At 47.3% G+C, this 14,024-nt stretch carries 13 protein-coding genes; 10 read left to right on the top strand and 3 right to left on the bottom strand.

Annotated features, from left to right (window positions below; all coding sequences use genetic code 11):
• Window positions 1–580: 580 nt before the first annotated feature.
• Entirely contained in the window at window positions 581–3,688 is a 3,108-nt protein-coding gene (locus tag ET33_RS00065) for an ATP-binding protein (RefSeq protein WP_051774984.1), read from the bottom strand.
• Window positions 3,685–4,095 carry an AraC family ligand binding domain-containing protein gene (locus tag ET33_RS00060; RefSeq protein WP_051774983.1) on the bottom strand — a complete coding sequence of 137 codons (411 nt, stop codon included), beginning with the start codon at window positions 4,093–4,095 and terminating at the stop codon, window positions 3,685–3,687. The genes ET33_RS00065 and ET33_RS00060 overlap by 4 nt, the downstream gene beginning before the upstream one ends.
• Before the next feature lie 191 nt (window positions 4,096–4,286).
• Between ET33_RS00060 and ET33_RS00055 the strand changes: the two genes are divergently transcribed.
• From ET33_RS00055 to ET33_RS00045, 3 genes are all read left to right on the top strand, one after another.
• Window positions 4,287–5,033, top strand: a complete 747-nt coding sequence (locus tag ET33_RS00055; protein ID WP_036674999.1) for a DUF1266 domain-containing protein — start codon at window positions 4,287–4,289, stop codon at window positions 5,031–5,033.
• Between the two features lie 153 nt (window positions 5,034–5,186).
• A complete protein-coding gene (locus tag ET33_RS00050; RefSeq protein ID WP_036674996.1) occupies window positions 5,187–5,591 on the top strand; it encodes a hypothetical protein in 405 nt (134 codons plus the stop codon).
• A 6-nt stretch (window positions 5,592–5,597) separates the two neighbouring features.
• Window positions 5,598–5,981, top strand: a complete 384-nt coding sequence (locus ET33_RS00045; protein ID WP_036674994.1) for a VOC family protein — start codon at window positions 5,598–5,600, stop codon at window positions 5,979–5,981.
• A gap of 111 nt (window positions 5,982–6,092) precedes the next feature.
• Here the strand turns inward: ET33_RS00045 and ET33_RS00040 are convergent, their stop codons facing one another.
• Window positions 6,093–6,521 carry a hypothetical protein gene (locus ET33_RS00040; RefSeq protein WP_036674990.1) on the bottom strand — a complete coding sequence of 143 codons (429 nt, stop codon included), beginning with the start codon at window positions 6,519–6,521 and terminating at the stop codon, window positions 6,093–6,095.
• 63 nt (window positions 6,522–6,584) lie between these two features.
• Between ET33_RS00040 and ET33_RS36100 the strand changes: the two genes are divergently transcribed.
• The 7 genes from ET33_RS36100 to ET33_RS00005 all read left to right on the top strand — a co-directional run.
• The gene (locus ET33_RS36100) at window positions 6,585–8,000 is read left to right on the top strand and encodes a sensor histidine kinase (protein WP_051774982.1); all 1,416 of its coding nucleotides are present in this window, start codon (window positions 6,585–6,587) and stop codon (window positions 7,998–8,000) included.
• Between the two features lie 168 nt (window positions 8,001–8,168).
• Entirely contained in the window at window positions 8,169–8,600 is a 432-nt protein-coding gene (locus tag ET33_RS00030) for a GNAT family N-acetyltransferase (protein ID WP_081890145.1), read from the top strand.
• A 483-nt stretch (window positions 8,601–9,083) separates the two neighbouring features.
• The gene (locus ET33_RS00025; RefSeq protein WP_036674983.1) at window positions 9,084–10,448 is read left to right on the top strand and encodes a DJ-1/PfpI family protein; all 1,365 of its coding nucleotides are present in this window, start codon (window positions 9,084–9,086) and stop codon (window positions 10,446–10,448) included.
• Between the two features lie 236 nt (window positions 10,449–10,684).
• A complete protein-coding gene (locus ET33_RS00020) occupies window positions 10,685–11,293 on the top strand; it encodes a hypothetical protein (protein ID WP_036674979.1) in 609 nt (202 codons plus the stop codon).
• Between the two features lie 210 nt (window positions 11,294–11,503).
• Complete coding sequence (locus ET33_RS00015) at window positions 11,504–11,803, top strand: hypothetical protein (protein WP_036674977.1); 300 nt, start codon at window positions 11,504–11,506, stop codon at window positions 11,801–11,803.
• 178 nt (window positions 11,804–11,981) lie between these two features.
• Window positions 11,982–13,592: a stalk domain-containing protein gene (locus tag ET33_RS36095; protein WP_152570564.1), complete on the top strand. Its 1,611-nt coding sequence runs from the start codon at window positions 11,982–11,984 to the stop codon at window positions 13,590–13,592.
• 136 nt (window positions 13,593–13,728) lie between these two features.
• On the top strand, window positions 13,729–14,024 hold a 296-nt coding region (locus ET33_RS00005), incomplete at its 3' end, for a helix-turn-helix domain-containing protein (RefSeq protein ID WP_036674973.1).

The raw sequence follows: 14,024 nt of genomic DNA, 5'->3' as shown, positions 1-14,024 counted from the left end.
TGAACTGGGAGGGAATTTGTGTTCTTCCTCAATAAAATATTGAACTATCGTTCTCCGTTAGTGAAGTAGACTAAGGAAACCGATTAAAATTTGTTGGGTTATATAACCGGTTTATGGGTCTTAAAAGAGGGCTAGACAAATTGCGGGTGGTGCCACATTCAATGGTTTCACCGCAGGGTGCCGATCAAGGTTGCCTTTTACAGCTTTGAGAACTTTCAAACGGCAGCCAGCCGACCTACCAGAAACGACGCTCTTGCAGCGGCACCCCCAAAACGATTTCGTCCAACCACGCCTCATACCCGTTGCAAAAAGGACATATGGCCAAGATCTTCGCCTGAGAGTGTCTCAGGGAATATACCGCCAAAGTCTCCTCGGTGAATCGATCAGCACCCGGTTCTCCCGGCCCAGTCCGGACTTCACGTCTTCAATAGTCGCCAGAGGACGATCCTTGCCTCTCGCGACAAACGTTCTGGCCTCTGATCGCGATTAATCTCTACCAGCGCAAGTACACGGTCCAGCAAAATCCTATAACGACGAGGTGCCGACATTAAAGGCGGGCTCCAGAAACGCTGCTACTGGCTCACGCCAGAGCCGGCGCTTTGGACGGTTGCTTGGGAACGACAAACGAGACGATCGTTCCCTCTCCGGGACGGCTTCGTACGAGCAAACCTTTCCCGTAAATTTGCTTCAGACGACGGTCGGTATTGGCCATGCCTATTCCCGAATGACGGCCGACCGGCTCGCCCCGATGCAGCGCTTGCGCCAGCATATCGGGCTCCAAGCCGACACCGTTGTCTTCGATCGATATTTCCACCCCATCCCCCAAATCCTGAATCCGGATCCGGACGGTACCGCCCTTGGATCGTCTGAGTATACCGTGCCGGACGGCGTTTTCCACTAGGGGCTGGACGGACAACGGCGGAACTTGCAGTTCGAGATGTTCGACCACCTCCCACACGACCTGAATCCGGTCTCCGAACCGTTCCTTCTCGATATACAGATAAGCCCGCACAAGATCCAACTCCTTCCGCAGCGGCACCAACTGATCCGAATTGGCGGAGTCGAAGCTGGCCCGCAGGTAATCGCCGAAGGCAATCAGCAGGTCACGCATGCGGGTGCTGTCGACATCCACGAGCGCGGCGATGGAATTGAGCGTATTGAACAGAAAATGCGGCTCAATTTGCGCCTGCAGCCACGCCGCCTCCAGACGCTTCTGTTCACGGGCGGCTCGAGTCACGTCCGTCAGCGCCTTCACCCGCATTCTCAGCTCTTGCGCGTCGACTGGCTTAACGATGTAGTCGTTGGCCCCCGCTTTGAAGCCCGATTCGATATCTTCCGCCCGATGGCGAGCCGTAAGCAGGAGAATCGGCAGCTCAGAGGGAGAGAAGATGGTACGGACGGTCCGGGCGACTTCGTAGCCGGACATATCCGGCATCATGACGTCCGCGACCAGCAAATCCCAAGATCCCGATTTCAGAAGGGACAGCGCCTCTAAGCCGCTTGTCGTCGTCGTGATCTCGTATAGATCCGAGGCGAGCACGTGCTTCAGGATGCGCAGATTCACCGGATCGTCGTCAATGGTGAGGATGCGGGCCCTGTCCTCGCGCGGGGGGGCTTCTGGCAAGGGATCGGAGGCCGTCCCTGCGTTCGCGAGAACCTCATCCTCTTCAACCAGCCTTGTCGCGGCGACCTCGTTCGTCGCCGGATCCACATCAGCCGTCCCCGCCGCGGGCAGTGTAAACCAGAAGACGGAGCCGACGTTCGGAGTCGAGCTGACCGTCAATTGTCCGCCATGAAGCTCTACCAGACGCTTGCTGATCGCAAGGCCCAGCCCGAATCCCGCCGCGTTCGTCTCCGCCTGAATCTCGCCTTGTTCATAAGGCTGGATAATTCGGCTCGCAGTCTTCTCGTCCATCCCGATCCCGGTGTCCACAACACGGACGACGACCTTGTCGCCTTCGGTTTTCGCTTCGATCGAGACCCGCCCCTCATTCGTAAACTTAACCGCGTTGTGCAACAGGTTGAACAAAATCTGTACCAGCCGGTTCTCGTCCGCCAGCACCGCCGGCAGCGAATCCGGAACCCGGTTCTCGAGCCGAACCGGCTTGCCATCCGTCATGAACCGGATCATGTCCAGCACACCCGCAACCTCCGCCTGCAGCCGGAGAGGCCCTGGATTCAGTCGTAGGCGATTCTCCCGCAGCCGATTCAGATCAATGAGGTCATTCAGCAGGATGGACATGCGCTTGCCCACCGAGACGAGCAACGCAAGGCGCTCCCGGTTGGCTTCCTTGTCGGAACATTCGGGGCTGTCGAGCACGGCTTGGGCCATGTTCAGAATGCCATGAAGCGGATTCCTCAGCTCGTGCGAGGTGTGAACCAAGAATTCGTCCTTGTGTTTATCGGATGCCTGAAGCCGTTCCGCCAATCGAACGGTCTCGGCGGCATTGCGGAAATATCGCTTAAACCAATAAAGCGCGAAAGCGATAAAGAAAGCAAGCATATCGAAAGGATAGTAGCCGATATCAAGAGAAAACGTATAATTAAAGAGCCCCCAGAACAGGTTCGAAGCGACGGCCACCATTCCGAGCAGCAGGTAGATCGCGTCTGGAGCACCTCTGCGGACCGCCCGATATAGGAAGATGGGGGCAGCGACGTACGATACCAGCAACAGAGCCGTATGGAGCCCGTCCGCCAAGGAAAACAGCTTGGGCGGCAGCACCAGCACGAACAGCCCGAAGATACCGCATGCGGCGAAGTGCCAGCGGGAATGGCGAAGGATCGGGAATTCGGGCAGCAGGCTTCTTACGTATTGCAGCAACAGCGCCGCCACGCCCAAGTAGGATAAATAAGAGACTTTATAGAGCGCTTCGTAACCGACCCCGAACCAGGCGGAAAGGATGCGGTCCACATCGCAGAGGACGGCCACCGCCCCGCAAATCCCCAGAAGGGAAAAGATCAAGAGCGGCTTCTGCCGGGCGCCGATGAAATACAGGACGAAGGCGTACAAGGCATGCATGACCATCAGCAGACTGAGCGCCGCTTGCGATCCGGCGGAGAACCAGTAAGCCCGGTTCATCGCCTTGGCCGTTCCGAACTTGACGGGCTCCGACAGGCCGCCCATGACGCGGTCGTCGTAGTTGGCCACTTGCAGAACGAGGTCCAGAACGTCGTGATCGACGGCGAACGTGACGGAATAAGGAGCGGCGCTCGCCGTATAGGAAGATGCGCGGTCCGCCGGACGACCGGCGCTGCCCAGGAAGCGCCCGTTCACGTACAAAGCCGAAGAGGCGGAGATCCCCGGCACTCGAACGGTCAGCTCCGGCAAGCTTCCGTTGGGCAGCATGACGCGCAGCCGGTAGGTTCCGTATCCTATGGTAGATCCCCGCGACGGAGAGAGATTCCTTTGCCAGCTCCCGGGGACCGTCGCCGATTCGGCAACGCCGCTTTCCGATTCGAAGGTACCATCCGGACCGGGCGTCGCCAGCTGAAACGGATAAAATTCCCATTGTCCGAAGAGAGAGAAGATCGGTTTGGAAGAGGGGTCCCAACGGCTCAGATCCAGCAGGCCGTCTTCGGCCTCGACCTTCGCGGACGTCGTCTGTACGCCGATCCAGGCCAAGCGAATCCCCGTCAGAATGAGAAGGAACAGCCCGACGATGGCTACGATTTTTTTTCTTTTCATCATATTGATACGGTTTCGACAAAGAATCCGAAATTCCTTCGTAGGCTATCACATAGAATCCTGCCGGAATCGATGGGTCCCGGCTTCAAGGAAATCGGATCGTCCAACAGCTTCTCCTCGGAGGTGACCAAGCTGCGGTAGACCTCTTCGGCCATTTGCTCCGGAAAAAAGATGCAGAAGGATTCTACGGGTGCCTCCGCTTCAATCGTAATCGAGTACTCCTGACCGCGATTTAACAGCAGATAGCTGCCCTCGCCGACCGCGAAGTGTCCGTGGCCCGCCTCGTAGACGGCCCTTCCGTTTCGGAACGTTTTTATGGATAATGCGCCTTGGCCCTTCCAGAAATAACGACCGCTTCTTGCATGCAGGATCGGAAGGAAATTCCGGGGGCGATTGGGGATCAAGGTCATCGTATTCACCTTTCAAAAAAGCTGCGTTCCTTATGTTTTCTGGGCCATGCATGCCATCTCCTGCTCCAAAAGTGTGTGAAAATTTACATAAAAATGGAAAAGTTCACATCCGATATATGTATCATGAGATGACGCATCTCTTGGAGATTGGGCTGCACGGAAAAACTTTTCAGAAAAGGTGTTGTAAAAATATGAAGATTGTATTGATCATCATAGTGTGCATCATCGCGGCCGTAGGCGCATTACTGCTGTGGGGCAGCCGCCTAAACGCCAAAATGAATAAGGAAAGAAAAGAGCTGGAAAATAAATACGAGCTGCCCAAAGACAAGCGGCGCTTGCTTGCTTACGGCGCAATCCTTGCCCTGTATAGGAGAGAATCGACGCGGGTTATTGAGATCAAATCGGATCGCGAGGAATTAAGGCAAGGTCTGGAATCCGCTTGGGGAATCTCCGGCCGAGAAGATGCCATCGATACATTGGAATGGTTGATAAATGAAGGGCATCGAACAAGATATAACGAAGTCTATGCAGCATTGAAATCCGGCGACCCGATTGTGGAAGAGGAGCTTGGCAAATCCAAGTCGTGTTATGAAGAAGCGAAACAGGTCATCAAAAGCAAGCTGAAGTTTACCGACGAAGACTTCAACGCGATTGAAACGATTGCCGGGTGGGATTACGATCGCGCGATCAATATTGCAAGATGGAGCCATGCCTTGGATTACATTACGGAGGACGAGGCATGGGAGTATATTGAGGAGGCGGCTAAGAAAGCCAGCAAAACGTTTCTGGACTGGAAATATTACTATATCTCGTTTGCTTTCGGCAGGGCGATTGCTTACGAAGGAAGCATTTACGATACGGTATGGGAGGCAAAAAGAGAGCTGTTCGAAGACCCGGGCAGCGTCTGGAATGAATTTTCGTTTAGGCTGAGCGCTTAAGAAAATCAATACAGCACCTGGCCCTGCCGTTGAGTCCAAAAGGGGATTTCAGCGGGGGGCTTTTTTATGCCGGAGGGCAACGTTGAAAAGTTGAAAGTAATCCAATAATTGGCTATATTTTTTAGTAGATAGATTTATAAAGGAGTTGAGCGATTGGAGCGAAAAAGACCTATGGGGATCGCTTTAATTGGGAGTTTTTACATCTTTGGTTCTATTGTTTTGTTGTTATCGTTATTCGTGTATGAGTTGCCTTTCGAAAAGTATGGAATAGCAGCCAGATTAGGCTTGCCGAATGTTCCGGAGCATCTTGCCCGATTTCTGGTAGGGGCTTCCTCGCTCGTCATGGCTTATGGGTACTTGAAGCTCAAGCGTTGGGGATATTGGCTCATGGTTGCGTATTCCATTTATTTTTTGACCGTAAGCGGTTACTTGTTCATTCTGTACAAGGATCAGCCCTTTTTAGGAAATATCATTTGGTCGCTGATCGTTATAGCCTATAGCTATTCTAAGCGAAGTCATTTTTATATGAAGCCTCAGCAAATTAGGGTAGGAGGATAAATCGATATGATTGAATTAGAACGACTGCATCATGTAACCGTTGCTACAAGAAACTTGGAGGAAGCGAAGCATTTTTATTCTGAAGTTCTTCAATTTAAGGAGCTCGCACGCCCTCCGTTTAAGTCAAAGGGGGTATGGTACGATTTGGGGGAACAGCAGCTTCATGTCGTAGAAAATCCCCATAGCGAAACGCTTCGGGCAAACGGATTAAATTCGTTAGAAGGTCACTTTTCGATTTGGGTGAAGAGCTATAGCAAAACGCTGCAATGGCTGGAGGAGGCAGGCATCGAGTACGAGGCTGAGCCTGACAGTGCGGCAGGTTTTTCACAGATCTATATATTGGACAGAGATAATAATGTCATAGAATTTGCCGCTTCGTATCATTCGTAGCCGATGCCCGGCGAATCCAGCCGGGCTTTTTTCGACCGCTCTTTCCGCATAAAAAAACTCCCCCGGATGATCCGAAAGAGTTTGTTACATCAATGATGCAATTAACGATGATTATACTCCAAAATAAATTTTGGCAGCGGCGATGTCGGCATCGTATTGAGCCGTGATCCGATCCAGTTCAAACTGGTCGAAGGCATGATTCCAATCGTATGTCAGCAATTTGTCCAATTCCGCTTTGTACGAATCGAACGTTTTGTAATGTACCAGGCTCAATCGCGGCTCACCGTATCCCATACCTTTAAAATATACGGTCGCCGTTGCGATATCAGCGTAGTATTGTTTATAGTGTTCGTCGAGCTCCCATTGATCGTAGGCATGGTTTAAATCAATCGTCAGCTGCTTGTCCAACGCTGTTTTATATGTACCAAACGAGCTGTAGCTATGAATATTGACCAGTGGATGGGCGGAAGCGGCGGATGTAACAGCAAGAATAGACGCGGCAACGACGGTGGATAGCAGTAATGATTTAAAAGCTTTCACTAGGAATCCCTCCATTAATTGTATATTTTTGTTACAATGTAATCATAAGGCACAGGAGAAGCCGTGACAATACATTTACCAAAAATTAACATTGTTCGTGGTTTAGCAAAAGCTTGCCCGGAACAGGTGAAGGAGGTATTCTTTGATTATTGGATTATTATGGAAAATGGTGCTATAGTAAAAATAATCATCTTTTTGAGGTGGAACAAAATGATTAAGGATCTATTACTAGATTTTCTTGATATTTTATTCCCGATATTGCTATATCAATTTGTTGTATTAACAAAGCCTGTCTTAAAAAGATCGCCTCTTAAAAATAAGATTTTACTTGGTATGTTGTGCGGCATAGCCATCATATTATCCATGCTTTTGCCCAATCCAATAAGCAATGACCTGGACGGCGATTTAAGAAACATTCCGTTAATCATTTCTTTGTTATACGGGGGCTTTATCGGTGGGGCGATCTCTTTTGCTTGCTTTTCAATCAGTCGATTTCTAATCGATCTTCAAGGTTTTCTTCATGGTTTTTTTGGTAGTTTTGTTACAGCAGCTTTGGTTTGCGCCGCTACCTCTATTTTTGTACCTCAGTTTAATAAAAGAACCCCTCAAAATCGTTTTTTCATTATCATGGGTTTATGGTTTGTTACGTTTATGGCATCTTTATGTGCTTTTATTAACCAGAGCCAAGCAAGCGAAATGAATATGTCCCTCGTTTTCCAAGTCGGTCTACTTCAATTGGCCGCCATGTGTATGTCTGTTTTTTTGATGGAAGTAACGATTCACACGAATAGCATGCAAGAACAAATCTTGCATTCGGAAAAATTAAGCATCGCAGGTCACTTAGCCTCTTCTGTAGCGCATGAGCTTCGATCGCCTTTAACCGTTATTAAAGGTTTTATCCAATTGGCACTAAGAGATGCGGAGGGGAAAACAAAGCATTATTTGGAAACGACCGTCGCCGAACTGAAACGGGTAGAGTATGTGATCAACGATTATTTGAATTATGCGAAGCCGCAGCTTGAAAAAGTTGAAGTGCTGTCGGTAGCAGATGTATTTCATCAAATGAACGAAATGATTCATCCTTTATCCCAAATGAATAACGTAAGGGTGGAAATGAATTCGGAAGGCGATCTTTGGGTGAGAGCGGACAAGTCCAAATTAATTCAGGCGCTGAATAACGTTGTAAAAAACTCCATAGAAGCGTCAAAGTCTCAGCAGGGGATCGTTTCAATTCATGCCTATCAAGCCGATCAACTGGATGTTTGTATAAAGATTTGTGATAATGGGTGTGGAATGTCCGGGGAAGAGTTGGACAAATTGGGAACTCCTTTTTATTCCACGCAAAACAACGGAACGGGACTTGGGTTAATGGTAACCTTTAAAATCATCAAAGCATTCGATGGGAAAATAGACTTTAAAAGTGAGAAAGGCAAAGGAACCGAGGTAAGTATTTTAATGCCGCTGATTACGAATTGTTGAACGCTGCCCCTGTCGTCTCCTATCATTCTCGGGCGGATCCAGCAAATCAATTCTTGAAATTTTGTCAAGCGGCAATGGGGATTTCGATTCGAAACGGTTGCATGTTTATTCTTAATTATGTATATTTATTCTTAACACATGAGAGTGGGGGTAATCTTTTTGATAAGAATGGCTGCGCCTGAAGATGTAACTGGTTTGACTGAACTAATGTATGAGTACATCGTAGACTTTTATAAAAACCCTGGCCCGCCTGTCGAGAAGGTTCATCATCTGATTCAAACCCTTTTCGATAACCAGCAAGGGAAACAGTTCGTTTTGGAAGATAACGGACAATTAGTAGGTTTTGCGACGCTTTACTTTACATTCAGCACGATGAAAGCAGATAAAATCGCTGTAATGAATGACCTGTATGTCAAGGAAGCCTATAGAAATTCCGAACTTGAATCACAGCTTTATCTTACATGCAAAAATTACTGCACAGAACAGGGATACGCCAATATGACATGGATCACTTCTGTGAATAACAAGCGTGCTCAAGCTTTCTTCAAAGAAATGAACGCCGTTCAAGGAAAAGATTGGGTGCATTTTTCGATTTACTAAATGTCGCAAGAGATACCGCTTCATCGTTTACCTGACCATCATTGACGGGGAACGATTGCTCAGCAAACCAACATAAGGCTGCCAACGCGGATATTGTCGCGATGACCGGCTTTATTTTTTTCGCCTCCACCAGCTCACGGATCCGATTTTTATCCGCATATGTCCCTCGCTTCTCCGTTCAAGCTGGAAGAAAACATCGTCTCCGACTTGAAAATCGCTCACGCTCGATCCAACTGCCTTATCCTCCGGTACCGCAAGAATAGCCCAATCGAGTCATATTCATAAAAAGACCAGTCAGTTATATTATAAAAAAAGAAGTATTGGGCTGCCGTTGCGGAACAAAAGTTTCGTATCTGGACCTTAGTCCGGGGAAAATACAGTCTTCGGGCGAGTTTATTAATATAATTTCTCCCTTTATTCTTTAATTAAGGAGGTAAATAGTAATAAATAAGTAACTAGAGAAAATTAAGGGAGAGAAGGAAATTGAAAAAAGTATGGCGTTTCATCGTGTATGTGTGCGTTTTCGTGCTGATCGTGGGAGGAACTGGAGCGGTTGGTTTTGCCTCTACGATGCAGGAGGCTATGTCGATTTACGATAAGCCGGTCCCTGCTTCTATACAAAGTCTCCAAGCTCCTGCCTATGATTCAAAAAAGCCGACTGTGGCCGTTATTTTGGCGAACGAAGTGACCGAGATATTCGATTTTCTGGTTCCATATGAAATGTTCTCCATGACAGAATCGTACAATGTTTTTGCGGCAGCTCCCGACAAAAACATCAAGTCGTTAACGGGCGGCCTTGATGTTGTACCGCACTATACGTTCGATGAGTTGGACCGCTTGACGGGAAAAGGCCCGGATATTATCGTGATTCCTTTCATGCCGATTCTGGATGAGGCGAAGTACAAGCCTGTCCGCGAATGGATAAGAAAACATTCAAGCACGGAAACGACCCTCTTGTCTATTTGCAATGGAGCGGAAAATTTGGCGGATACCGGCCTGTTGAACGGGAAATCTGCGGCAACGCATTGGGGAGATATCGACAGGCTGGAAAAGCAATATGCCGAGGTTCGTTGGATAAGGGATCAGCGCTACGTGCCTGACGGCAACCTGGTCTCTTCCGCCGGCCTGACTTCAGGGATGGATGCCACGCTATACGTCATATCCCGGCAACTCGGGGAGCCGGCAGCGGCGAAAGTGGCGAAGGAAATGAAATACCCTTCCTACGATTTTGTTGGACATCCGCAAATGGAGCCTTTCACGGCTGGACTTAGCGATATCGTCTATATTTTGAACAATGCGTTTCAATGGAGCAAGAAAAAGAACGGAATCCTTCTGTATAACGGCGCTGACGAACTAGCGTTATCCTCGGCTTTTGACACGTACGGAGCTTCCGGTACGACGACGACGTTGACGATTTCAAGCAAACGTGAACCGGTTGTAACCAGGCACGGCCTGAATCTGATCGCCCGATATCAAATAGCGGATGCGCCGAAACTCGACAAAATGATTTTTGTAGGGTCGGACGTTAAGACGCGCGCTGCGGACGATATCCGAAACTGGAACGAGAATGGCGGCAAAGCTGCGCAGTTGTTCCTGCATAGTGATGCGCCGGAGCGGTTCGCTATGGAGCCTGCTTTTGAAGATTTGGCGAAGCAGGAGGATATCCGAACGGCAAAATTTGCTGCCAAGCGGCTGGAGTATCGTGCCACAAGCGAGCTTAAGCTTGAAGGAGCGCCATTTTCGTATGAAGCGTTCGGTATACCAATCGGTGTCGGTTTGTTGTCTCTGCTCGTGGTATCCTTCTTAGACAGGCTTTCCATAAGGAGAAAGACCAGTTCCGCCTTATAAGGAATGATATTATCCCCTTACGGCTGACAGTGAGAAAAGAGTTCATGTTACGATGGACTCAATACTGTTAACTAAGGGGATTTTTCATGACAACAAACGATTCATTTCTGCTTCTGAACGCTAATGCTTTTATTGGAAAAACCGATAATTATAACTAGTATTGAGCATTTTGTTGGGGGGATCCGGCAAGCTGTATTTTAAGCACAAATACTATTACTTAACTTACGAGGGCGAATATGCGAAACCAATTTCTAACGAATCTTCGATCTGCGGTCTTATCCCTATTCCGAAGGAAGAGCGTCACCTCTCAGATTCCTTACGCGGTCGATCTTGAAGAGGTACAAAAATTTCACTTTATCAAGATCGTAAGTGTTTCCTACGATGAAAATGAGTTTACTGTAAAATCCAAGGATACAGGAAACCTATGGCTTGACTCCAAAGGCCGATATCGTGCTGAATATACCGAAGGACCCATGGAAGGGCACATTTGGGTATGGGATGGGCACCTGTTGCAGAGGTACTCCCCGGCTGACAATGAATTGCTTGTCCATCGGTACGATTCCTATCCGACTCCCTATGCATTTTTTGATCATGAAGCGTTTGAAGCGACGATGAGAAATATTCAGAACAACAGCATGGTGCCGACGAATGAGCCAAGAACTTACGAGTCGATTACGAAGAGCAGTTATGTGAAGGTTAGACTAAACGAAAGTCAGACGCTGATTGAATCCATGCGCCAATATAGCAAGGAGACATTAATAGGCGAATATGACGTGATAGAGGAGGAGTATGTTTTAAGACCCAATTCCGAGGTGTTTCAGATTAAATTGCCCGGGCAGGTCTAAGATTGCGCATGGCTAATCCCCCCCCTTTGGGGCTTTTTAATGCTCCTTATGCGGCGGCGGCATGCTGTCCGAGTTCGATTTCGACATTTTATGCACGAGATAAAGCGGCTATTCTGCAGGATAATCAAAATCGCCCATTTCACTCAGCTCATTATGATATATATAAAGCTGTACTATCAAAACTTACTCCAACTGGAGGTAGATTAAACGATGAAACGTTCTACTCTTCTATTAAGCGCAATTATCGCAGGATCAGCCTTGTTCAGTGCCCAGGGGGCGGCAATCGCGTCAACAGCGGTCCCTTCCAATGTTTCGCAGGGAAATATGGAAGTCATGGGGTGCAAACCGAAGAAAGTCGAAGTCAGAAAAACCTACAAGACCCAAACTGAAATTCCAATGCAGTATGAGTATGATCGGGGCGGTTATTCAGGCCCAATTGATCTTTTCGCGGTTTTAAATAATGCGGATGGCACTTATACTGCTGTGTATATTGGAACGGTAATTTGCTAGCTGGATAATTTGCAAAGCAGTTGAGAAGTAACTTCTCAGCTGCTTTATTTTTTTGATTAAAGATTCGTTCAATTTATGTCCAGAAGTGTGTGGAAATTTACATTAAATAGAAAATAAGATTGTCCGATATAAATAGGATAAAGTTTTTTGCAGCTACCAGAGAGGAAGTAAGTTGAAAATGAGAAGAAGAAGCTTGTTTATCGTTCCATTGGTGATTGTACTGATATTAAGTGGATGTATATCAAACGCACCAAGTCATACCGCTTCAACAGAAAACGCGAACCATACCGCAAAACCCGAACAACCGGTTGCTAAATTACCCGAGAAGGAGAAATTGGACGAATTCGTCAAGAAAATTCAGCCGGAAGGCCTGCAATTAAACAAGATAATCCATGACGATATCGATGGCGATGGAAAGCAAGAATATATCATTACTTTCGGAGACTATAAGCGAATCTTGATTGCCAGATTTGACGGAGAGTTTCAATTGTTAGGCGAACCCAAAGAATCGATAGGGATTGTGCATCACCATTCCGATGTTGAAATTATGAATCTGGAACCCGATAAGAAATTCATTGTTCTGCATTCTGTCGGCGGGCATATGGATCAAGGGTCGGGCTTTTCTATTTTTCAAGTAAACGGGAATACCATCAAAGAAATAATCAGCAATTTTCCTAATGCGACAGGACGCGGGACTCGGGAGCTGAAAGATTATGATGCCGATGGTATTTTCGACAGTGTGAGCTATCATTACTTGAACGATGTGCAGAAGCATATCGTGGTTTCGTATACCAAATATGACGGATCCGGGGAGGAAAAACAAGATCTCAAGTATGGGAATGACAATAAGCGTTTTGTATATCCGAAACAACCGCAAGACGTGATCAAAAATTTCGTTGAGAACTTCTACTTTAAAGAATGGTTAACCGAAGAATTGAAGCAACTCGTCGAAGACCAGACGCTCATTGATTTTAATATGAGAAATTACGTGAGCTTTTCAGGAATGGACGATTATGGACTGGATCTCGACATCAAGGAGATTTCCTCCGATGAAGAGTCGGTTAAAACCTTTACGGTTCAATCGATGAACGAAAAGCCGCAAAAGCCGAAATTGATCTTCACCCTAAATAAGGCCTCAAATCAATGGAAAATTAAAAAAGTTGAACAGGAACCGGCGATCGAACAATCCCAGATATGGATCAATGGCAAAAAAGTCGACGCCAAACCGATCCTAAAAGGTAAAAATATTTATATCCCTATGCAGATCACGTTTCCCGAACTGGGCCTCAACCCGCAATTGAATGCGGAGTATCAAGCATTTAGAGTGAACACGGCGACAAGTGTTGTTTTCTTTAAGGCGGACACGGAAGTTGTATCTAAAACAGATATGAACGTGGATAATTTTGAAGCGGATGACATCTATGAGAATCGAATGAGGAAATTCAAGGAAAAAGCCGTGTGGATTAAGGATTATCCCATTCAAGTAAATGATACAATCTATATTTCCCTTTCATTTATGAAAAGCTATTTAAATGTGAATGTTACTAGCGATAAGGAAAACAACATCATACTAAGCTCTGAAAAATTTGACGAGGAACAAAATTTGCAGCAGTTATATGCGGCGTGGAAAGAGAAATTCGGAAAAATAGGAAATTCCTACTCCAATACCTGGTACGTTTATAACTACAAAGATTTTTACGATAAATATTATAGCTTCAAGTTTTGGGATATACCTCAGAATTTATCGTACGCTCATTTTTATTACAAAGATGCGGAGACATCGCCATAACTTGCGACTTGATTTATCGTTAAGGCTGAGAAGACTCCCTCTTCGATAAGGGGGAGATGAATCAGCATCTCTTGTACATGAATGCGAACATATGTGCTATAATTGTCATGGAATCACCAAAGGAGGTGAATCTCGCATGTTGCATCATAAAGCTTTTCGCTTTCGCATCTACCCTACGGAGGAGCAAACGACGCTGATCCATCAGATGTTTGGATGCGCTCGCTTTGTCTTTAACCACTTCCTTGCGAGGTGGAACGACACCTTCCAAGAAACAGGCAGAGGCTTGTCTTACCAGACCTGTGCAACCGGGCTGCCAGCGTTGAAAAAGGAATGGCCTTGGCTCAAGGACGTGGACAGCATTGCTTTGCAATCCGCCGTTCGCAGCCTGGCAGATGCGTTTGATCGCTTCTTTCGAAAGCAAAACGATCCGCC

The organism is Paenibacillus tyrphae, from assembly GCF_000722545.1.
Taxonomy (GTDB): domain Bacteria; phylum Bacillota; class Bacilli; order Paenibacillales; family NBRC-103111; genus Paenibacillus_G; species Paenibacillus_G tyrfis.
Note: the sequence above shows the minus strand (reverse complement) of the source record. Positions and strands in the feature narration are given on the sequence as shown.

Bases quoted from the DNA above. Each gene is read 5' to 3' on its own strand.
- ET33_RS00065 (WP_051774984.1), bottom strand. From the start codon at position 3,688: ATGATGAAAAGAAAAAAAATCGTAGCCATCGTCGGGCTGTTCCTTCTC.
- ET33_RS00060 (WP_051774983.1), bottom strand. From the start codon at position 4,095: ATGACCTTGATCCCCAATCGCCCCCGGAATTTCCTTCCGATCCTGCAT.
- ET33_RS00055 (WP_036674999.1), top strand. From the start codon at position 4,287: ATGAAGATTGTATTGATCATCATAGTGTGCATCATCGCGGCCGTAGGC.
- ET33_RS00045 (WP_036674994.1), top strand. From the start codon at position 5,598: ATGATTGAATTAGAACGACTGCATCATGTAACCGTTGCTACAAGAAAC.
- ET33_RS00030 (WP_081890145.1), top strand. From the start codon at position 8,169: ATGGCTGCGCCTGAAGATGTAACTGGTTTGACTGAACTAATGTATGAG.
- ET33_RS00020 (WP_036674979.1), top strand. From the start codon at position 10,685: ATGCGAAACCAATTTCTAACGAATCTTCGATCTGCGGTCTTATCCCTA.
- ET33_RS00015 (WP_036674977.1), top strand. From the start codon at position 11,504: ATGAAACGTTCTACTCTTCTATTAAGCGCAATTATCGCAGGATCAGCC.
- ET33_RS36095 (WP_152570564.1), top strand. From the start codon at position 11,982: ATGAGAAGAAGAAGCTTGTTTATCGTTCCATTGGTGATTGTACTGATA.